Annotated in this window: 17 protein-coding genes; 9 read left to right on the forward strand and 8 right to left on the reverse strand. The window is 35.1% G+C overall.

The genetic code is table 11. From position 1 onward, the window contains the following. Positions 1-30: 30 nt before the first annotated feature. Both H3S73_RS08390 and H3S73_RS08395 read right to left on the reverse strand, forming a co-directional pair. Positions 31-1,035, reverse strand: a complete 1,005-nt coding sequence (locus tag H3S73_RS08390; protein ID WP_198236371.1) for a zinc-binding dehydrogenase — start codon at positions 1,033-1,035, stop codon at positions 31-33. Between the two features lie 22 nt (positions 1,036-1,057). Next, positions 1,058-2,002, reverse strand: a complete 945-nt coding sequence (locus tag H3S73_RS08395) for a C-terminal binding protein (protein ID WP_198227702.1) — start codon at positions 2,000-2,002, stop codon at positions 1,058-1,060. 466 nt (positions 2,003-2,468) lie between these two features. On the opposite strand from H3S73_RS08395, the gene kdgT reads away from it, so the two are divergent. The 3 genes from kdgT to H3S73_RS08410 all read left to right on the forward strand — a co-directional run bounded on the left by kdgT (position 2,469) and on the right by H3S73_RS08410 (position 4,519). Continuing rightward, positions 2,469-3,443, forward strand: coding sequence for a 2-keto-3-deoxygluconate transporter (kdgT, locus tag H3S73_RS08400; protein ID WP_198236372.1), 975 nt, complete (start codon positions 2,469-2,471; stop codon positions 3,441-3,443). A gap of 66 nt (positions 3,444-3,509) precedes the next feature. Next, a complete protein-coding gene (locus H3S73_RS08405; RefSeq protein ID WP_198227698.1) occupies positions 3,510-3,947 on the forward strand; it encodes a nuclear transport factor 2 family protein in 438 nt (145 codons plus the stop codon). A gap of 317 nt (positions 3,948-4,264) precedes the next feature. Next, entirely contained in the window at positions 4,265-4,519 is a 255-nt protein-coding gene (locus H3S73_RS08410; RefSeq protein WP_065603157.1) for a YfhL family 4Fe-4S dicluster ferredoxin, read from the forward strand. 1 nt (position 4,520) lies between these two features. Here the strand turns inward: H3S73_RS08410 and ispH are convergent, their stop codons facing one another. The 5 genes from ispH to folE all read right to left on the reverse strand — a co-directional run bounded on the left by ispH (position 4,521) and on the right by folE (position 10,794). Then, positions 4,521-5,468, reverse strand: a complete 948-nt coding sequence (gene ispH, locus H3S73_RS08415) for a 4-hydroxy-3-methylbut-2-enyl diphosphate reductase (protein WP_198227694.1) — start codon at positions 5,466-5,468, stop codon at positions 4,521-4,523. A 1-nt stretch (position 5,469) separates the two neighbouring features. Further along, complete coding sequence (gene lspA, locus H3S73_RS08420; RefSeq protein WP_198236373.1) at positions 5,470-5,943, reverse strand: signal peptidase II; 474 nt, start codon at positions 5,941-5,943, stop codon at positions 5,470-5,472. A 107-nt stretch (positions 5,944-6,050) separates the two neighbouring features. Continuing rightward, positions 6,051-8,858, reverse strand: coding sequence for an isoleucine--tRNA ligase (gene ileS, locus H3S73_RS08425; protein WP_144092054.1), 2,808 nt, complete (start codon positions 8,856-8,858; stop codon positions 6,051-6,053). A 37-nt stretch (positions 8,859-8,895) separates the two neighbouring features. After that, on the reverse strand, positions 8,896-9,834 hold the full coding sequence (gene ribF, locus H3S73_RS08430; protein WP_086326008.1) for a bifunctional riboflavin kinase/FAD synthetase: 939 nt from the start codon (positions 9,832-9,834) through the stop codon (positions 8,896-8,898). Between the two features lie 300 nt (positions 9,835-10,134). After that, the gene (folE, locus tag H3S73_RS08435) at positions 10,135-10,794 is read right to left on the reverse strand and encodes a GTP cyclohydrolase I FolE (protein ID WP_086326009.1); all 660 of its coding nucleotides are present in this window, start codon (positions 10,792-10,794) and stop codon (positions 10,135-10,137) included. A 201-nt stretch (positions 10,795-10,995) separates the two neighbouring features. Between folE and polA the strand changes: the two genes are divergently transcribed. The 6 genes from polA (at position 10,996) to asnB (ending at position 19,699) form a co-directional block, all read left to right on the forward strand. Further along, positions 10,996-13,770, forward strand: coding sequence for a DNA polymerase I (gene polA, locus H3S73_RS08440; RefSeq protein WP_198227686.1), 2,775 nt, complete (start codon positions 10,996-10,998; stop codon positions 13,768-13,770). Positions 13,771-14,028: 258 nt separating this feature from the next. After that, a complete protein-coding gene (gene gltX / locus H3S73_RS08445) occupies positions 14,029-15,459 on the forward strand; it encodes a glutamate--tRNA ligase (RefSeq protein ID WP_198227684.1) in 1,431 nt (476 codons plus the stop codon). 57 nt (positions 15,460-15,516) lie between these two features. After that, entirely contained in the window at positions 15,517-17,130 is a 1,614-nt protein-coding gene (locus H3S73_RS08450; protein WP_198236374.1) for a YdbH domain-containing protein, read from the forward strand. A gap of 11 nt (positions 17,131-17,141) precedes the next feature. Then, entirely contained in the window at positions 17,142-17,327 is a 186-nt protein-coding gene (locus H3S73_RS08455) for a YnbE family lipoprotein (protein WP_065738189.1), read from the forward strand. Between the two features lie 134 nt (positions 17,328-17,461). Beyond that, positions 17,462-17,806: a YdbL family protein gene (locus H3S73_RS08460; protein WP_198236375.1), complete on the forward strand. Its 345-nt coding sequence runs from the start codon at positions 17,462-17,464 to the stop codon at positions 17,804-17,806. 219 nt (positions 17,807-18,025) lie between these two features. Continuing rightward, positions 18,026-19,699, forward strand: a complete 1,674-nt coding sequence (asnB, locus tag H3S73_RS08465) for an asparagine synthase B (RefSeq protein WP_025314311.1) — start codon at positions 18,026-18,028, stop codon at positions 19,697-19,699. Positions 19,700-19,797: 98 nt separating this feature from the next. Here asnB and satP read toward each other — a convergent pair whose 3' ends face one another. Continuing rightward, entirely contained in the window at positions 19,798-20,376 is a 579-nt protein-coding gene (gene satP / locus H3S73_RS08470) for an acetate uptake transporter (RefSeq protein ID WP_198236376.1), read from the reverse strand. Between the last annotated feature and the right edge of the window lie 78 nt (positions 20,377-20,454).

The following is a 20,454-nucleotide window of genomic DNA, read 5'->3' on the forward strand; positions in this document are numbered from 1 at the left end:
AATGATATACCTTAATTTTTTATATTTTTATTAATCTGCAAATTTAAACAATGTTTTAATCACATTCTCACCCGTTAATGCATTAGCAAACCCTTGTGTTGCCTCTTCTGGAGTTAATATGGTGAGTAATTTTTTATATGGAAAATCTTGTTGTATAAATTTGATTGCAGTTTCAAAATCTCTGGCTTCATATACTCGAGTACCAATAATCGTGAGTTCTTTAAATTCAATGTCGAGTAATTTAAATTCTGTTGGTTTTTTATATGAGCCTACAATTTCGATTGTTCCTTGAACTTTAACTAAATCAGTTAATTGCAAAGCAACGGATGGATGTGCGGCACAATCATAAACAATATCAGCGCCTATATGATTGGTTAATTTTAAAACAGCAGTTAAAACATCTTCCTGTTTAGGATTAATGACGATAAAACCAAGTTCTTTGGCTAAATTAATACGGAAATCATTGGTTTCGATAACAATAACTTGTTTTGCGCCAGCAAGCTTTAGTACACTGGCAACACATAATCCAATGGTACCGGCACCAAAAACGACCACTGAATCACCAACCTTAAATGGCGTTCTTGATACAGCATGAATACCTACCGCTAATGGTTCAACAAAGGCACCTAAATTCATTGGAAAATCATCAGGTAGTATATGTATTTTGCTTTTATCTACTTTTACATATTCAGCCATACCACCTGCAGTATCAATACCATACAGTTTAAGCGTTTTACAAACATGGCTATTACCAGATTGACACGCTGAACATTGACCGCAGGAAATAAGCGGACGAACACATACTTTCGTTCCTGTTGGTAATTGTTCATCACCATTGACGACATACCCTGAAAATTCATGACCTAATACTAAAGGCGCTTTTGCTCTTGGATGTACACCAAGATAAATATTGAGATCAGAACCACAAATTCCAGCATGACTTACTTTAATTAGTACTTCGTTTTCATTAACTGATGGCTTGGATGTTTGTTCACAAACTACATTATTCGGTCCTTTATAAATTATTGCTTTCATTATTTATTTCCTTGATTTACTTTTAATTGTTTAGGCAATATAAAGGTTTTTCACCTTTAGCTAATCGGATAGCTTCTTGTGCAGCTTTACGTTTTAAATCTTTTTGGGACTGTTCGGAATACCAAGCTGCATGCGGGGTTGCAATAAAATTATCCAACTCGAATAACTTTCTATCTGTAGGGGGTTCATGCATAAATACATCAAGCGCTGCACCTGCAATTGTCTTATTTAATAAGGCATGATAAAGCGCCTCTTCATTTACAATGCCTCCTCTTGCGGTATTAACTAAATAGCAATTTTTTTTCATTACTGAAAATTGCTCATAACTAATTAAATTTTGTGTTTGTTTAATTAGCGGCAGATTAAGTGAAATAATGTCTGACTCAGTTAATAATTTTTCAAAGTTAACGCACTCGATAAAATCGGGAAGATCTTCTTGCTTCGCTAGGGGATCAAAACCAATGACTTTAAGTCCAATGCCATGTAGTTTTTTAGCTAATGAAAGGCCAATTCTACCTAATCCGATAATACCCGCTGTTTGTTCTTGTAAACGATAGATTGGAATTGCTTTCTCATAAGCCCAAATCCCCTTTTTTGTATCATTAACAAATAATGGCAATTTTCTTGTTAGCGCCATGATGAGTGATAAGGCATGATCTGCCACTTCATTGGTACCATAATCAGGCACATTGCAAACTGCGACATTATTTTTTGTTGCAGATTCAATATCAATAGTATTGACACCAACGCCGTAGCGTACAACACCCTTTAAATTTTTTAGATTACTTAAAACATCATCCGATATGGTTGCATATTGTAAAACTAAAGCATCAGCATCATGACAATATTTAATAATATCAGCTGGTTGCGTAATGTTTAGTATGGCAAAATCGACACCATTTTTTGTAAAAGTTTGTTTTTCTATTTCCATGGATTCATGGTCACAATCTGTAATATAAATCTTCATCTATTCTCCTTAATTAAATCGGAATAACATTCCTAAATAATATTAATTAAGAATTTAAAAGAATAGTATTCCATTTTATTGTTATTGTGATCGTAATCACATAAAACTTTAATATTAAAAAATATCAATATAAATATAAATTAAATTATTTTAATTAGTTATATGTTATTTCTGTCGTTCTTTACTGTAAGTTTTTTTATCCTCTTTGCTATATAAAAATTATTTAGTTGCTTTTTGTTTATTTATTTTTATTAAAAAAAGAAATTAAAATAATATTAATTTTCAATTAATTATTTTTTATTTGGTGATGTCTATCACAAAACTATTAAGCAAATTTGATTTTATTTTATTATTTTATATATTCAAAAAAGGAATGTTATTCCGAATATTTTAATTATGCTTGGTGTTAATTGGATAATCTAAATTAATTAATTTAAATCATGTTGTTATTTTTAAGGGATAGATAATGAAAATAAAAAAATTTATTGATCAAATACCTGGAGGACTAATGTTAATCCCTCTTTTCTTGGGGGCATTATGTAATACATTTTTTTCAGGAGGAGGTAAATATTTAGGCTCTTTTTCAAATGGTTTGATTTCTGGCACGATACCTATTTTGGCTGTTTGGTTTTTTTGTATAGGTGCATCTATAGAATTAAAAGCAACAGGCATGATGTTAAGAAAATCAGGTGTATTAGTTGTAACTAAAATTGCTACAGCTTGGGTTGTTGCGCTAATTGCTGGCACTTTTTGGAGTAAAGGTTACATGGTCGAAGGAGGCATATTTGCTGGATTTTCTATTATTGCACTCGTTGCTTCAATGGATATGACTAATGGAGGATTATATGCCGCCTTAATGAACCAATATGGCTCAAAAGAAGAGGCCGGTGCGTTTGTTTTAATGTCTTTAGAATCTGGACCACTTATGACAATGGTTATTCTTGGTACTTCTGGTGTAGCTTCGTTTGAACCAAGACTATTTATCGGCGCAGTATTACCATTTTTAATTGGTTTTATGTTAGGAAACTTAGATTCTGATCTGCGTAAACTATTCGGTAGTGCCGTACAAACATTAATTCCATTCTTTGCGTTTGCACTTGGTAACAGCATAAAACTACAAGTCATTTTTGAAACAGGATTAGCGGGTATTTTACTGGGTTTACTGGTGATCGTAATTACTGGTATTCCACTTATTTTGGCTGACAAATTCTTAGGTAAAGGTAACGGTACGGCAGGTGTTGCAGCATCAAGCTCGGCAGGCGCAGCAGTTGCAACGCCTTTATTAATCGCTGAAATGGTACCCGAATTCGCGCCTGTTGCCTCAGCAGCTACAGCAATGGTTGCAACCAGTGTGATTGTCACATCAATTATTGTGCCAATTATTACATCAATCTGGGCAAAAAAATTCAGCCCTAACTTTGTTAAAAATGATACAATCTAAGTTGATTTTTAAAACAAAAATTCGAATAAAACAATTGAATTAATTTATTAACAAAGGAGAAATAAAATGAATAAACTATTAAGTCTAGTATTACTAATGGTGCTATCTATTGGCAGCTGTTATGCAGCAACATCAAATAATCAATCTACTGTAGAACAAGCGGTAGAAACCATGCGTTTAGCGATGCTTAATGCCGATAAAACTCAATTAGAAAATGTGGCTTTACCTTCATTAACTTATGGTCATTCAAACGCGGTTATTGAAGATAAGGCTGAGTTTGTGGATGCTATTGTCAGTGGTCGTTGGGGATTTATTACACTTGAATTTCAAGATCAATCCATTATTACCGAAGGTGATACAGCAATTGTTCGTCATGTATTTTCTTCTGATATGAATAATAGCGGCAAAAAAATTAAAGTTAAACTTGGTGTGATGCTAGTGTTTAAAAAAATTGGCGAGGATTGGAAATTATTAGCCCGTCAATCCTATCAACTTCCGCAATAATTATTCAAAATATTAAAATGTTTTGATTTCGATAAGAAATAATAGAAGCGTTGTTGATCAGTATTTAGGGGGTCAATAGCGCTTAAAATTATCAATTATTTAATTAAAAAAATAGTTATATTCCATTTATAACATTATTCTCACTAATTTGGTTAAGTTTTTATACTCAAACATATACTCAAACATATAGTTAACCTGAAACTTTTTGACAAAAATTGACCTTGTTAATCAGTGATAATGTGATCTTTATTCGGAATTATTGGTGATTGCGCTATAATGACGCCAATTTTTTTCAGTTAATAAAGATAGTAAAGAGCATGGCGTTAAAAATAACCAACAAATGTATTAATTGTGATATGTGCGAGCCTGAATGCCCTAATGAGGCAATCTCAATGGGCTTTGATACCTATGAAATTGATCCCAATAAATGTACAGAATGTGTTGGCTATTATGATCACTCCACATGCCAGCGTGTTTGCCCAATTCAAAATGCTATTATTGCAGATCCCGAGCATGTTGAAACACAAGAAGAACTATTAGCCAAATTTGAACGACTTAAGCACTCATCTTAAATCAAAAAGCTTTAACTTCTATTCGTAGTTCTTTAGGAATTTCAAAAGTAATATTTTCTAAAATACCATCGGTTTCAATAAGTGATGTGCAACCTAAACCTTTTAAATGCTCGATAACTTGCTGCACTAAAATATCTGGTGCTGATGCACCCGCGGTTACTCCAATTGTCCGTGCGTTGACTAACCACTCTTGTTGAATATCCGACGCATAATCGATTAAATAAGCATTTTTGCTGCTTCGTCGTGCGAGCTCTGCTAAACGATTTGAATTCGATGAGTTTTTAGATCCAACAACTAAAACAATATCTGCACGAGATGACAATTGTTTAACCGCTTGTTGGCGATTGGTTGTGGCGTAGCAAATATCATTTTTACGAGGGCTACGAATATTTGGAAAGCGTTGTTTTAACGCGGCAATAATTTCGGCTGTATCATCAACAGATAAGGTTGTCTGAGTGGTAAAACAGAGATGATTTTCATCTTTAATTTTTAACTTATTTACATCTTCAATCGATTCGATTAAATAGATACCACCTTGGGGATTATTATATTGGCCCATAGTACCATCGACCTCAATATGACCAGCATGACCGATTAAAATGACCTCTTCACCTCGATAACTTGATCGAGCTACTTCCATATGCACTTTGGTTACTAATGGACAAGTTGCATCAAAGATGCGCAATTTACGTTGTTTGGCTTCTTCTCGAACCGCTTTAGATACGCCATGCGCTGAGAAAATAAGAATGGTATTATCAGGTACTTCATTAATATCTTCAATGAATATTGCACCTAACTGCTTAAGACGATTAACTACATAACGATTATGCACCACTTCATGGCGGACATAAACAGGAGCACCAAAAAGTTCAATGGCTCGCTCAACGATGGTAATTGCGCGATCAACACCAGCACAAAATCCACGAGGATTAGCTAAAATTATTTGCATATTACTCAGCAGTCTGTTTAGGTTTTTTATAGTTACAAAAAATAAATAATCCAATGCCTATACAGATAGCGCAATCTGCAATATTAAAAGTTGGATAGTGCCAACTACCAAAATTAACATCTAAAAAATCAACCACAAAACCATGGTAAAGGCGATCGAATAAATTACCTAATGCTCCACCTAAAATTAGTGATAATGAGAAATTTTCTAATTTTTTTTGGCGTGAATTACGATAGAGCATATACATAATGACAACGCTGATAATCAAGGCAATAGCAACTAGCATTTCACGTTGTCCCTCGAAAAAACTAAACGCTGCGCCGATATTACGTACATAAGTAATAGAGAAGAACGGTAAAAGATTTACTGATTCAAACAGAGAAAATTTATCAATAATAAAAAACTTACTTGCGATATCAATTACAAAAATCACAATTGTAACGAGTAACCAGTAAAGTCCATTATCTTTTTTCATATAGTATGCTCATTATTATATTTCCGCCGACAGGTGTCGGCGGTAAAAATATTGAATTGCTATAGATTTTCCTCTATAGCGGTTTTTAAATGTCAAATTATGAATGACTAGGCGAAATGTCTAACTTCACCCTTACCATTAATATTTTCTTCACAGCGTTTACATAAATGCGTGGTTGGATCGTTATCGATAGTATAGTGCCAGCAACGAGGACATTTATCGCCTTGTGCTTTAGCTAGTTCAATTTTTAATCCATCAATATCACTTTGTACTGCATCTGCTGGTGCCGCTTGTAATGGCTTAACACTCGCTTGTGAGGTGAGTAATACAAAGCGTAATTCGTTTTCTAGTTTAGCTAAAGTTGCCATGATATCTTCATTAGCATAAAGGGTTACCGCAGCTTCAAGAGCCCCACCTATCACTTTATCATTACGACCTTGCTCAAGCACTTTATTTACTTCACTACGAATCGCTAAAATTTGTGCCCAATATTCACTATTTAATGTTTCACTTTCTGATAATGTAAATAGTTTTGTATACCATTCATCTTCAAAAACAAATTCTTGTTTTTCTGCTGCTGGTATATATTGCCAAATTTCATCTGCAGTGAAAGATAAAATTGGGGCAATCCAACGTACCATCGCTTGTGCAATATGATATAGCGCAGTTTGACAACTATGACGAGCAACACTATCACTTTTAGCCGTATATTGACGATCTTTGATGATATCTAAATAGAAAGAGCCCATTTCGATTGAGCAAAATTGCATAATACGTTGTACAACTTTGTGGAAATCATAGTTTTCATAAGCCTGAATGATTTGTTCTTGGGCTTCTTTAGCCATACTCACTGCCCAACGATCAAGTACAACCATATCTTCTGGTTTTATCATATCTTTGGCTGGATCGAAACCATTTAAGTTTGCCAGTAAAAAACGTGCAGTATTACGGATACGACGATAGCTATCCGCAGCGCGTTTAATGATTTCATCTGAATAGCTCATTTCGCCTGAATAGTCGGTAGAGGCAATCCATAAACGTAAAATATCGGCCCCTAATTTATTCATAACTTCTTGTGGAGTCACAATGTTACCGAGTGATTTAGACATCTTACGACCTTGTCCATCAACCACAAAACCGTGAGTTAAAACTTGTTTGTAAGGTGCTTTGTTATCAATAGCTGTTGATAACATTAATGATGACATAAACCAACCGCGATGCTGATCGGATCCCTCTAAATACATATCGGCTTCGTGTCCTGCAAATTCAGGACGAACACCAACCACTGAATAGAAAGTTGATCCTGAATCAAACCATACATCTAATGTGTCGGGTACTTTACGGTAATCATCGGCATCAGGGCCAAGTAGATCTTTAATATCGGCATCCCACCAAGCTTGAATCCCATTTTGTTCAACTAATTTAGCTACTTTTTCAACAAGTTCTAAAGTATCTGGATGTAGCTCTTCCGTTTCTTTATGTACAAATAGCGTCATTGGTACGCCCCATGTACGTTGGCGAGAAATACACCAGTCAGGGCGATTTGCTACCATGGTTTCAATACGTGCTTGTCCCCAATCTGGGATCCAACGGACTTGTTTAATCTCTTTTAATGATTGAGCACGTAAACCTTGTTTATCCATGCTGATAAACCATTGTGGTGTTGCACGGTAGATAACAGGGGTTTTATGTCGCCAACAGCATGGGTAGCTATGTTCAATATTTTCAAAATGTAGTAACGCATTGCGTTCTTTTAATAGTTCAACTACTACTTTATTGGCTTTAAAAACAAATAAACCATCTAAACCAGCGCCAGTTCCCGGTAAGTAACAACCATTTCCTCCAACAGGATTAGCGACTTCAAGACCATATTTTTGACCGACAATAAAGTCTTCAGCACCGTGTCCAGGTGCGGTATGTACAGCACCTGTACCTGCATCAACCGTAACATGTTCACCAAGAACAATTGGTTCATCAAAATCAAGGAAAGGGTGTTTGAAACGTAGTAATTCAAGATCCTTACCATGGCAAGAACCTAAAATTGTCCAATCAGTGATATCGGCACGTTTCATTACTGATTCAACTAATTCTGCTGCCAAAATTAAGCATTCTTTATCGTTGATCTGTACTAGTTGATATTCTACCGTTTCATTAAGTGCGATTCCTCGGCTAGCAGGAAGAGTCCAAGGTGTTGTTGTCCAGATAATGGCATTAATCGTTAAATCAGTATTAATACCGAATTTATTCGCTACCGCTTGATTATCGGTTGCTTTAAATTTTACATCAATTGCAGGTGATGATTTATCGTAATATTCTACTTCCGCTTCCGCTAATGCAGACATACAGTCAGTACACCAATAGACAGGTTTAGCACCCTTTACTAAATGCCCATTTTTTATTACTTTACCTAATGCACGAATAATATTTGCTTCAGTATCGTAATTCATTGTGCGATAAGGGTTTTGCCAGTCACCTAATACGCCCATTCGGATAAAGTCGGCTTTTTGTAGTTCAACTTGCGAAGCGGCATAATCACGACAAATTTGACGAAATTCAGCAGGCGTTACTTTTACGCCTGGTTTCCCGACTTGTTCTTCAACCTTTTGCTCAATGGGTAAACCATGACAATCCCATCCTGGAATATACGGGGAGTCATAACCACTTAACCCTTTTGATTTTATGATAATGTCTTTAATAATTTTATTGACAGCATGACCAATATGAAGTTTACCGTTTGCATAAGGAGGGCCATCATGCAAAATAAAGGCTTTTTTACCTTTTTTTACTTGGCGGATTTTACGATAAAGCTCTTTATCATACCAATTTTGCAACATCGCAGGTTCACGTTTAGCAAGATCGCCTCGCATTGGAAACCCAGTTTCCGGTAAATTCAATGTATTTTTATAATCTGTCATGCTGATTTATTCCAGTTAATTTTGTTGATACTACTTTTTAATTGGTTAATTTTGCACTGATCTCTTTCGCAGTGCAAATATCTTGTGTTATTTGTTCTTTTAAGTCTGACAATGAATCAAATTTTTTCTCATCACGTAATTTATAAACAAAGGTAACGTCTAAATATTGTCCATAAATATCACCTGAAAAGTCAAACAGATTCACCTCTAATATTGCTTTTTTGCCTTGAATTGTGGGTCTTATCCCTATGTTGGCAATACCCTGATAATCTTGATTACTACAGCAGTTTTTGACTTTAACCAGATAAACACCTTGTAGCGCTGGTTTTTTGCGATGTAGATGAATATTGGCTGTGGGAAACCCTAATTGTCTAGCTAAAGCATTGCCATGTATTACACGCCCTTCAATAGTATAATCACGTCCTAAAAGGCAATGTGCTAATTTAAAGTCGCTATTTAATAACGCTTCTCGCACCGCAGTGCTACTGATTCTTAAGTTATTCCAAACCAATGTTGGCATACTTTGAACGACAAAGTGATGGTTGTGAGCATAATTTTGTAAAAGATGAATATCGCCTTTGCGCTCATGACCAAATCGAAAGTCATCACCAATAGCAATATATTTAGCTTTTAATTTGTTAATTAACCAATCTTGAATAAAAGTATTGGCTGACATATTGGCAAAGGTTTGGGTGAATGGAACCGCAATAATATAGTCGATACCGAGCTTTTCAATTAACATCACTTTTTCTTTAAATGAAGTTAATCTTGCTGGGGCTTGTTGCTTGCAAAAAAACTCTAATGGTTGAGGTTCAAATAACATAACCACTGTGGGTAAATTTAATTTTTTACCTTGTTCTATTAAATGGTTAATTAATTGTTGGTGTCCTAAATGCACACCATCAAAATTACCCAATGTTAGTACACATTGAGTAAATTCATTGTTTAAATTGCCAATACCGCGGATTATCTTCATTAAAGCGTGTTAATTAATTGTTATGTTTTAACTAAAATAGTTGCCAATTATACCAATCTTTCTTGAAGATGCACGCAATAACAACTGTGCTTTTTATGGTTATATATGGAATATTATGCTTATTGAATAAATAAGACTTGATTGTGATATCAAGTCTTAACGCATATTTTGGGTTTGCGTAAATTAATATTGATTATTAGATAAAATTTCACAACAAAATAGTTCATTAGCTTGTTATTTATACTTTTATTACTTTACTGATAAATAACACATCGTATTGGTATATATCTATAATTTTTATTAATAGTGTTTTAATGCCCTTAAAAATTCTTGCCGAGTGCTTGGATTGGTTTTAAATCCTCCACCTAAGGCAGTTGTTGTCGTTAGACTGTTCGAATCTTTAATTCCGCGAGCTTTTACGCAATAGTGTGTGGCATCAATTGAAACGGCAACATTAACCGTTCCTAAAAGAGTTTGCAGTGCAACCAAAATTTGTTGGGTTAATCTTTCTTGTACTTGTGGGCGTTGTGAAAAAAACTCAACAATCCGATTAATTTTCGATAGGCCGATCACTTTATCTTTTGGGATATAAGAAACCGTAGCTTTGCCATCGATAGTGACAAAATGGTGTTCACACACACTCGTTAAAGTAATATCCCGAACGGTTATCATTTCATCAACCTGCATTTTATTTTCAATTAGGGTGATTTTGGGAAAGTTATGATAGTTAAGTCCAGAAAAGATTTCGTCAACATACATCTTTGCAACGCGGTGCGGAGTTTCAGCGAGGCTATCATCACTCAAATCAAGTTCCATAAGCTTCATAATTTCTCGAAAGTGTGCTTCAATTTTAGCTTTCCGTTCACTATTATCCATATCTAAACGACTTGATGGGGTTTCAAGATTTTTAGCGGCGAGAGCTTCTTTGACTTTTTGCGCAGCAAGACTTAATTCTGTCATCTATTACATACTCAGGCGAAAACAAAAGCAGCATTATATAACACTTATTAAACAATATACAGTTGTTTACTGGTTTTTTATACTGAAACGTATAGTTAACCTGAAACTTTTTTACATTATATTATGGTTATGAATAAGAATATTAAGGTTAATTAGGTTATACTATCAGCCATTGACTTGAATAACATTTGGGTAATAGAAATGCCAAATAACACACCAATTATTTTAATTGATGGATCTTCATATCTTTACCGTGCTTTTTTTGCATGCCCTCCATTAACTAATGCCAAAGGTGAGCCAACTGGTGCTATTTTTGGTGTGATTAATATGATTCGCAGTTTGATTAATCAATATAACCCTACCCATATTGCGGTGGTCTTTGATGCAAAAGGGGGCTCATTTCGTAATGAGATCTATAGCGAATATAAAGCGACGCGTGAAGCGATGCCTGAAAATCTTCGTCCCCAAATTGAACCGATTCATACTATTTTGAAAGCGATGGGGTTACCATTACTATGTATTGAAGGTGTTGAGGCTGATGACGTTATTGGTACCTTAGCCAGACAAGCTGAACGTGAAAATCTGGACGTGCTAATTAGTACTGGCGATAAAGATATGGCGCAGTTGGTGAGTGATAAAATCACTCTAATTAATACAATGAATAATGCTGTGCTTGATCCAAAAGGTGTGATGGATAAATTTGGTGTTCCGCCCGAAAAAATTATTGATTATTTAGCGTTAAGAGGTGATTCCTCCGATAATATACCGGGTGTGCCGGGTGTGGGTGAAAAAACGGCACAAAGCCTATTGACTGAATTTACCAGTGTTAAAGATATTTATGCACGCTTAGATGATATTGAAAAATTATCGATCCGTGGTGCAAAATCCTTAAAACAAAAATTAATAGATAATCAAAATCAAGCTGAACTTTCCTATTTGCTTGCTACCATCAAAACCGATGTAAAATTAGATTTTACTAATGAGCAACTGCTCATTACTGATATTGACGTCAATAAATTGGTTGAATTGTTTGCTTATTATGGTTTTCATCGTTGGCAAAAAGAGTTAATTGCAGGTACGTTCCTAAAACAGCAAAAAAATGGCATCGTAGGTGAAAGTTTATCGTTATTGGCAGATCAACAACATTCAGTTACTGCACAAAAGAAAGAGACCGATTATCAGTGTATATTAACGCATGAACAGCTTGATGACTGGGTTATCAAGTTAACCAATAGCAAGCAATTTGCTTTTGATACTGAAACCGATAATGTTGATCATGTACATGCTAAATTAGTGGGTATATCGCTGAGTGTTGAACCTTATCAAGCCGCCTACATTCCACTGGCTCATCAGTATTTAGGGGTACCAGAGCAATTACCTTTAACCGAGGTATTAGCCAAATTAAAACCTGTACTTGAAAACCCAGAGATTAAAAAAATTGCGCAAAATGCTAAATTTGATTACAGCATATTAGCTAATTATGGCATTAAGGTGAGTGGTATTGCCTTTGATACCATGCTTGAATCTTATGTATTAAATAGTACTGAACGTCATGATATGGATAGTATGGCAAATCGTTATCTCAATCATAAAACCATCACTTATGATGAGCTCACTAAAGTAGATAAAAAGAAAGTTACCATTGATGCTATTGAAGTAGAAAAAACCACTCAATATGCGGCTGAAGATGCCGATATTACATTGCAACTGCATGAAAAATTGTGGCCAGAACTTGAAAAAGACCAAAAATTAACAAAGCTATTTACTGATATTGAGATGCCACTGGCTATTGTATTAGCTGAAATGGAAAGAACCGGTGTATTAGTTGATGCTAAACAATTAAATGACTATTCTAATGAGTTAGCTAAACAGTTAATTGAAATTGAAGCGCAACTGCAATCACTCGCTGGCGAAAAATTTAATCCAGCCTCACCAAAACAGATTCAAGCGATTTTATTTGATAAGCATAATTTACCTGTTTTAAAAAAGACACCAAAAGGTGATCCATCAACCAGTGAAGAAGTATTAAGTGAACTGGCTAACGAATACGAATTACCGAGAATGATTTTGTTCTATCGTGGATTAGCTAAATTGAAAAATACTTACACCGATAAATTGCCATTGATGATTAGTCCAATCGATCAGCGTATTCATACTAACTATAATCAAATCGGTACTATTACGGGACGATTATCATCTAACGATCCTAACTTACAAAATATTCCGGTACGTAATGAAGAAGGACGCCGTATTCGCCAAGCATTTATTGCGCCGAAAGGTTGTAAAATCATTTCTGCTGACTATTCACAAATTGAGTTACGTATTATGGCGCATTTGTCGCAAGATGAAAGTTTACTTAATGCTTTTGCTCATGATAAAGATATTCACCGAGTAACCGCTGGTGAAATATTAGGTAAAGCTGAATCGGAAGTTACCAATGAAGAGCGAAGACGCGCTAAAGCGGTTAATTTTGGTTTAATTTATGGTATGAGTGCTTTTGGGTTATCTAAACAGATTAATATCCCTCGTAAAGAAGCGCAGTTTTACATCGATCGTTATTTTGAACGCTATCCTGGTGTTCAACAATATATGGAACAAACTCGCCAACTTGCTGCTGAGCAAGGTTATGTTGAAACCTTGTCTGGTCGTCGTTTGTATCTACCTAAAATTAGATCAACTAACGGTATTGAAAAGCGTGGGGCAGAACGAGCAGCAATTAATGCACCAATGCAAGGTACCGCGGCCGATATTATCAAAACCGCCATGATAAAAATGAGTGAGTGGATAAAAAATCAATCCGAAGATAATATTAAAATGGTGATGCAAGTACACGATGAATTAGTATTTGAAGTAAAAGATGCGTTTGTTGAGCAATATTGTACAGAAATTAAAAAGATTATGGAAAATTGTTATCAGTTATCTGTACCTTTAAAAGTCGATGTCGGTATCGGCAATAACTGGGATGAAGCGCATTAATTATTCAAAATACAAAGGTTAAGTATCAATGTTTTATACTCAAACGTATGCTTAACCTCAAACTTTTTTACAAGTTAATTATTAATTTTCTAACATTAACATGACTATTGCCGAAACCTTTTAGCATGTTAGAATAAGCAACTAAAATGAATGTATATCAAAAAGTTATTCTATTAATTGATATTGTCAAAATAAAAAGAGCGCAAATGATAACCTTATAGTATCGGCGCTCATTTCTGTTATTATTAGGATTATTTCATGAAAATTAAAACCCGTTTTGCACCTAGCCCAACAGGCTATTTACATGTAGGTGGTGCACGTACAGCGCTTTACTCTTGGCTCTATACTCGTCATGCAAAAGGTGCGTTTGTATTGCGTATTGAAGATACTGATCTTGAGCGTTCAACACCAGAAGCGATTGAAGCGATTATGGAAGGTATGAATTGGTTAAAATTGTCATGGGATGAAGGCCCTTACTATCAAACTAAACGTTTTGATCGCTACAATCAAGTTATTGATGAAATGTTAGCTAAAGGTACCGCTTATCGTTGTTACTGTTCGAAAGAACGTCTTGAAAAATTACGTGAAGATCAAATGGCGAAAGGTGAAAAAGCTCGCTATGACGGTCATTGTCGTTGTGATGAAGTACAAAAACAGCACTCACATACTGAACCGCATGTTGTCCGTTTTGCTAATCCAGTAGATGGCGTAGTTGTTTTTAATGATTTGATCCGTGGTCCAATTGAAATTGCTAATAAAGAGCTTGATGATCTAATTATTCGTCGTACTGATGGTTCTCCAACTTATAACTTTTGTGTTGTTGTTGATGACTGGGATATGGAAATCACCCATGTTATTCGTGGTGAAGATCATATCAATAATACGCCTCGCCAAATTAATATTTTAAAAGCATTGGGGGCGCCACTGCCTGAATATGGGCACGTATCAATGATTTTAGGTGATGATGGACAAAAATTGTCTAAACGTCATGGTGCAGTAAGCGTGATGCAATACCGTGATGATGGTTATTTGCCAGAGGCATTACTGAACTATTTAGTTCGTCTTGGTTGGTCTCATGGTGATCAAGAGATATTTTCAGTGCCAGAAATGATTGATTTCTTCTCACTAGATGCAGTGAGTAAGTCTGCAAGTGCATTTAATACTGAAAAATTACTTTGGTTAAATCACCATTATATTAATCATTTAGATGCTGATTATGTTGCTCAGCATTTAGTTTGGCATATGAATCAACATGGCTATGATTTATCACAAGGGCCAGATCTGATTACAATTATTAAGTTATTTGGTGAACGTTGCAAAACACTAAAAGAGATGGCTCAATCATGTGCTTATTGTTATCAAGATTTTTCTGATTTTGATGCTGATGCTGCAAAAAAACATCTACGCCCAGTTGCCAAAGAGCCACTAGAAAACATCCGAGCAAAAATTGAAGCTATTGCTGATTTTGATTGGGAAATTCATAAAATCCATGAGGTTATTGAAGCAACGGCTGCTGAGCTTGAAATAGGCATGGGTAAAATAGGTATGCCTCTTCGTGTTGCAGTAACAGGTATTGGTCAATCCCCATCTGTTGATGCAACGGTATTTGCTGTTGGTAAAAAACGCACGCTAGCAAGAATCGATAAAGCACTAGCGTATATTAAACAGCGAGAGCAAACACCCGCATAATCATCCTATTATTGCCGGATGATTCCGGCAATAATTTTAGCTAAGTCGAGAACGAATATGGCTCGTTTAAAAAAACGCTATTGGATTTCACTCAGTATTTTAGTATTTATCATGGTACTTGGTCTATTTGGTTGGCGTTATTGGCAAGAATTTAAACAAGAGTATGGATTCTCAATAAACTGGCAGGGTGCCCATATTAACCTATCCGGTCTTTCATTTGATCAATTAACGGTTAATAAAGAGGCGCAATTTACGGTTACGGCTAAAGATGTATTGATTTCCTGGTCAAAACTATCAGCGCAAAATCTTAATATTAATTGGCAATCAAGTGACCATAAGAACGTCACTGATAATACCAAAAATATCATTGAAACGGCATCTGAAAAGCAAAATCAATCGGGGTTTGATTATTCAACCATACCAACCATTGTTTACTGGCTACCATCGACGATCGATATTGACTCATTGCGATTTTATGAACAAAATCGTGAACTGTTTGATGTGAAAGTTAAAGCAACGAAACAGCAACAAGCTATTCATTTGGATGTATCGGCAAATAACCAATATGTTGCCAATCTTTCGGCCACATTATTATTTAATCAAAATGATTTGCGTATTGATATCCAAAATGGTGTTTTAACCACTACTTTAAATCAGTTTGGTATAGAAAACGGGAAAATATTATTGCCATTCACGGGTTGGATCACCAATAATCGATTTGAATTAACTAATTCTGGCAATGCTTCAGTAACTATAGAGAAAGCGAATTTATCTGACGATTCTATATTTAGCCAATTAAATGGAGCGTTAACCTTTAAAGTACAATCTCCCATTCCGGTTGAACCTAAACAAATATTAGCTACAGCTAAATTAACTCTTAATAAATTCAACGGTATTTACAAAAATAGTGAAATAAAATCTGCTACGGGTAATATCAATGTTGATATCAAAAATAAGCAATTTACTGTTTCATTGCCAACACTCAATATACAAGAGATAAATATGGGGATCGCTTTGCAACAGGTAAAATTGTCTGGTAGTTATACCGCATCGTTTAATAGACCAAGCAAAGGTACGATTATTTGGAAAAAGGCACAAGCGGCTATTTTTTCAGGCTCTATCTTTCTTGAAGCCGGTAAATTGAATTTAGCTAAATTACCCCAACAATTTAATTTAAGGTTAAAGCAGATACAATTAAAAGATATTTTCGCCGCATATCCTGCTGAAGGGCTGGCTGGTGAGGGTGCTATTGATGGATTATTACCTATTACATTATTATCTGTGAATAAAAAAGAAGGTGTGACTTTTAAGCCCATAATTAAAAAAGGACAGCTAACCACAACCAATCAAGGCTATTTACAGTTTGAAAACTCAGCTCTAAAAAATTATGCTAAAAGTAACCCTAATATGAAAATACTCACAGATATTATTAAAAATTTTCATTATACTAAACTAGATGGAACGGTTGATTATGCTGATGATGTTGCTAAATTAGGGCTTCATATCCAAGGACATAATTTGGATGTTGAAGATGGCAAAGCCGTCAATTTAAATGTAACATTAGAAGAAAATATCGCCAAGCTGCTCATGAGTTTACAATTATCAGATCAAATTAGTGAACCAATTCGTAAACGTATTGAAGCACATTTAAAAAAGGAATCTGCAAAATAAGAGGTCATTTTATGATACGACGAGTTATTGCAATAATGATATTAGGTAGTGCGTTAATGGGATGTTCGCCAACGGTTAAAGTACAAACGCCAAGCGAACCTATTAATATTAATTTAAATGTAAAAATCGATCATGAGATTAATATTAAAGTGGATAAGGCATTAGACAATATTATCAATAAATCTGGATTATATTAAAAAGTAAAATTTTATTAATGAGTGATTTATGGTAGGAAGATGGCAAAGATGGTTGATAATACTAATTATTATGCATAAAAAATCTTTTGCTACTTTTAAATTTAATGATAAAAAGTATGATTAAGGAGTGTGCTATGAGTATCTATAAAAAAGTGACAATAGCTTTATTTACTGCTGTTTTATCTTTTTCTGTATCAGCACTGACTTTAGAACAAGCCATCGATTCACTAAGCCAAGCTAAAGCGCAAGGATTAGTAGGAGAACAAGCAGATGGCTACTTAGGTGTAGTAAAAAATGAAGGCAATGCCAATGAGATTGCAAATTTAATTAATCAAGCTCGCAAAGCACAGTACCAAAAAGTTTCTGCTGAAAGTAAAGTTCCATTAAATGAAGTGGAAAATCGAGCTGGTAGTAAAGCACAAGACAAAACGCCAGCAGGTCAATATATAAAGCAACAAGGTCAATGGCAAAAAAAATAATTGTGATCTTTTTGCAATGATAGGAAAAGTATAACGATATTGTACTTTAATTGTGTATCAATAATGTGTATGCTGTTTATATAGAATTTTGCTCACATTCATTATTTTGAAAAGAGCATAATTACCAATAACAACAAAATGATATGAATATTTTCATACAGATAGTTAGTTTTTACTTGTAAATTGTATCGCCTAGGCGATTTTAAATGGAGAAAATCAATGTGTTCGATTTTAGGTATTCTTGATATTAAATCAGATCCAGAACAACTACGAACAAAAGCATTAGAGCTATCAAGTCTACAACGTCACCGTGGTCCTGATTGGTCTGGTATTTTTGCTTCTGATAAAGCTATTTTAGCTCATGAACGTTTATCAATTGTAGATGTTAATACAGGATCTCAGCCACTTTATAATAAAGATAAAACTTTAGTTTTAGCAGTCAATGGCGAAATTTATAATCATCAAGAACTCCGAAATCAGTACAAAGATCGTTATGAATTTCAAACAGGCTCTGACTGTGAAGTAATTTTAGCCCTTTATCAAGAAAAAGGTATCCATTGTCTTGATGAATTACAAGGTATGTTTGCTTTTATCCTTTATGACATCAATAAAGGTACTTATTTCATTGGTCGTGATCACATAGGTATTATCCCTATGTATATGGGATATGATGAAAATGGTACGTTTTATGTTGCTTCAGAAATGAAAGCATTAGTACCCGTTTGTAAAACCATTGAAGCTTTCCCTCCTGGAAGTTATTTATCTAGTACTGAAGGTGAAATTAAAACCTATTACCAACGTGACTGGATGGACTACGAGAATGTAAAAGATAACAAGACCGATATTAATGCGTTACGTATTGCTTTAGAAGAGTCTGTTAAAAGCCATCTTATGTCTGATGTGCCTTACGGTGTGTTATTATCTGGCGGTCTTGACTCTTCAGTTATCTCTGCAATCACCAAAAAATTCTCAGCTCGCCGTGTTGAAGATCATGAAAAATCAGAAGCTTGGTGGCCGCAGTTACACTCATTTGCAGTAGGTTTAAAAGGTGCGCCAGATTTGAAAGCTGCGCAGGCTGTTGCTGACCATTTAGGTACAGTTCATCACGAAATTAACTTTACTATTCAAGAAGGTATTGATGCGATTCGTGATGTCATTTATTACATCGAAACTTATGATGTAACCACCATTCGTGCTTCAACGCCAATGTATTTAATGGCGCGTAAGATCAAAGCAATGGGTATAAAAATGGTTCTATCTGGTGAAGGTGCGGATGAAGTATTTGGTGGTTATTTGTATTTCCATAAAGCGCCAAATGCAAAAGAGTTCCATGAAGAAACCGTACGTAAATTAGCTGCATTACATATGTACGACTGTGCGCGAGCAAATAAAGCTATGGCTGCTTGGGGTGTTGAGGCTCGAGTACCATTCTTAGATAAAAAATTCTTAGATGTGGCGATGCGCATTAATCCAAAAGATAAAATGTGTGGCAGCAACGGTAAAATGGAAAAACACATTGTTCGTGAAGCATTTGAATCTTATTTACCTGCATCGGTAGTTTGGCGTCAAAAAGAACAATTCTCTGACGGTGTTGGTTATAGCTGGATTGATACATTAAAAGAGATTGCTGAAAGCAAGATTACTGATCAGCAGTTAGAAAATGCAAAATTCCGCTTCCCTTACAATACGCCTGCATCGAAAGAAGCATACATGTATCGTGAAATTTTTGATGAATTATTCCCAGTTGAAAGTGCTGCCCATTGTGTACCAGGCGGTCCAACGGTTGCGTGTTCAACGGCTAAAGCAATTGAATGGGATGAATCATTTAAAAACTTAAACGATCCATCTGGCCGAGCGGCAGTTGGTGTGCATAATGATGCTTATAAAAAATAATCGACTTTAATCGCTCTTATTGGACATAAAAAAACGGGGATATTTCCCCGTTTTCATTGCTCACTTAAAAAAGTCAATTATATGACTGCTTAATTTTCTTAATGCGCTGCGCCTTTAGGTGCACCAATAGGCAAAATAGTACGACCAAATTGTTCGTTAATCACTTCTGCCATTGCCAAATAAATTGCACTTGCACCACAAATAATGCCTTCAAATCCAGCAATATGAATAATGCCATGATCACCTGAAATATTACCAATTGCCAATAGAGCAAATAACAGTGTTAGGCTAGCAAAAACAAATTGTAATACTCGATTGCCTTTCAAGGTACCAATAAACATAAAACCAGTAAAAACTCCCCATAAAGCAAGGAAGATACCCACAAAGGTTGCATCAGATGGTGCAGTTGCTGGTGAAGTTGGTAAATACCAAATACCAACTAATGCGATCCAAAAGAAACCATAAGAGGTAAATGCTGTTGTTCCAAACGTATTGCCTTTGCGGAATTCTAAAATACCAGCAATAACTTGTGCAAGACCACCATAAAAAATACCCATTGAGACAATTACAGTCATAACAGGAAAGAATCCTGCATTATGAATATTTAATAAAATTGTTGTCATACCAAATCCCATTAAACCTAAAGGGCCGGGATTTGCAAGTTTTGTTTGTTCCATAAAGATCCTATAAATTAAGTTCTACAATAAAAAAAGAGCGGCAATGATAAGTGCAGAGAACCCAGCAATCAAGATATA

Origin of the sequence: Gilliamella sp. B14384G12 (assembly GCF_016101825.1) — a bacterium.
Taxonomy (GTDB): Bacteria; Pseudomonadota; Gammaproteobacteria; order Enterobacterales; family Orbaceae; genus Gilliamella; species Gilliamella apicola_N.

Bases quoted from the DNA above. Each gene is read 5' to 3' on its own strand.
- H3S73_RS08390 (WP_198236371.1), bottom strand. From the start codon at position 1,035: ATGAAAGCAATAATTTATAAAGGACCGAATAATGTAGTTTGTGAACAA.
- H3S73_RS08395 (WP_198227702.1), bottom strand. From the start codon at position 2,002: ATGAAGATTTATATTACAGATTGTGACCATGAATCCATGGAAATAGAA.
- kdgT (WP_198236372.1), top strand. From the start codon at position 2,469: ATGAAAATAAAAAAATTTATTGATCAAATACCTGGAGGACTAATGTTA.
- H3S73_RS08405 (WP_198227698.1), top strand. From the start codon at position 3,510: ATGAATAAACTATTAAGTCTAGTATTACTAATGGTGCTATCTATTGGC.
- H3S73_RS08410 (WP_065603157.1), top strand. From the start codon at position 4,265: ATGGCGTTAAAAATAACCAACAAATGTATTAATTGTGATATGTGCGAG.
- ispH (WP_198227694.1), bottom strand. From the start codon at position 5,468: ATGCAAATAATTTTAGCTAATCCTCGTGGATTTTGTGCTGGTGTTGAT.
- lspA (WP_198236373.1), bottom strand. From the start codon at position 5,943: ATGAAAAAAGATAATGGACTTTACTGGTTACTCGTTACAATTGTGATT.
- ileS (WP_144092054.1), bottom strand. From the start codon at position 8,858: ATGACAGATTATAAAAATACATTGAATTTACCGGAAACTGGGTTTCCA.
- ribF (WP_086326008.1), bottom strand. From the start codon at position 9,834: ATGAAGATAATCCGCGGTATTGGCAATTTAAACAATGAATTTACTCAA.
- folE (WP_086326009.1), bottom strand. From the start codon at position 10,794: ATGACAGAATTAAGTCTTGCTGCGCAAAAAGTCAAAGAAGCTCTCGCC.
- polA (WP_198227686.1), top strand. From the start codon at position 10,996: ATGCCAAATAACACACCAATTATTTTAATTGATGGATCTTCATATCTT.
- gltX (WP_198227684.1), top strand. From the start codon at position 14,029: ATGAAAATTAAAACCCGTTTTGCACCTAGCCCAACAGGCTATTTACAT.
- H3S73_RS08450 (WP_198236374.1), top strand. From the start codon at position 15,517: ATGGCTCGTTTAAAAAAACGCTATTGGATTTCACTCAGTATTTTAGTA.
- H3S73_RS08455 (WP_065738189.1), top strand. From the start codon at position 17,142: ATGATACGACGAGTTATTGCAATAATGATATTAGGTAGTGCGTTAATG.
- H3S73_RS08460 (WP_198236375.1), top strand. From the start codon at position 17,462: ATGAGTATCTATAAAAAAGTGACAATAGCTTTATTTACTGCTGTTTTA.
- asnB (WP_025314311.1), top strand. From the start codon at position 18,026: ATGTGTTCGATTTTAGGTATTCTTGATATTAAATCAGATCCAGAACAA.
- satP (WP_198236376.1), bottom strand. From the start codon at position 20,376: ATGGAACAAACAAAACTTGCAAATCCCGGCCCTTTAGGTTTAATGGGA.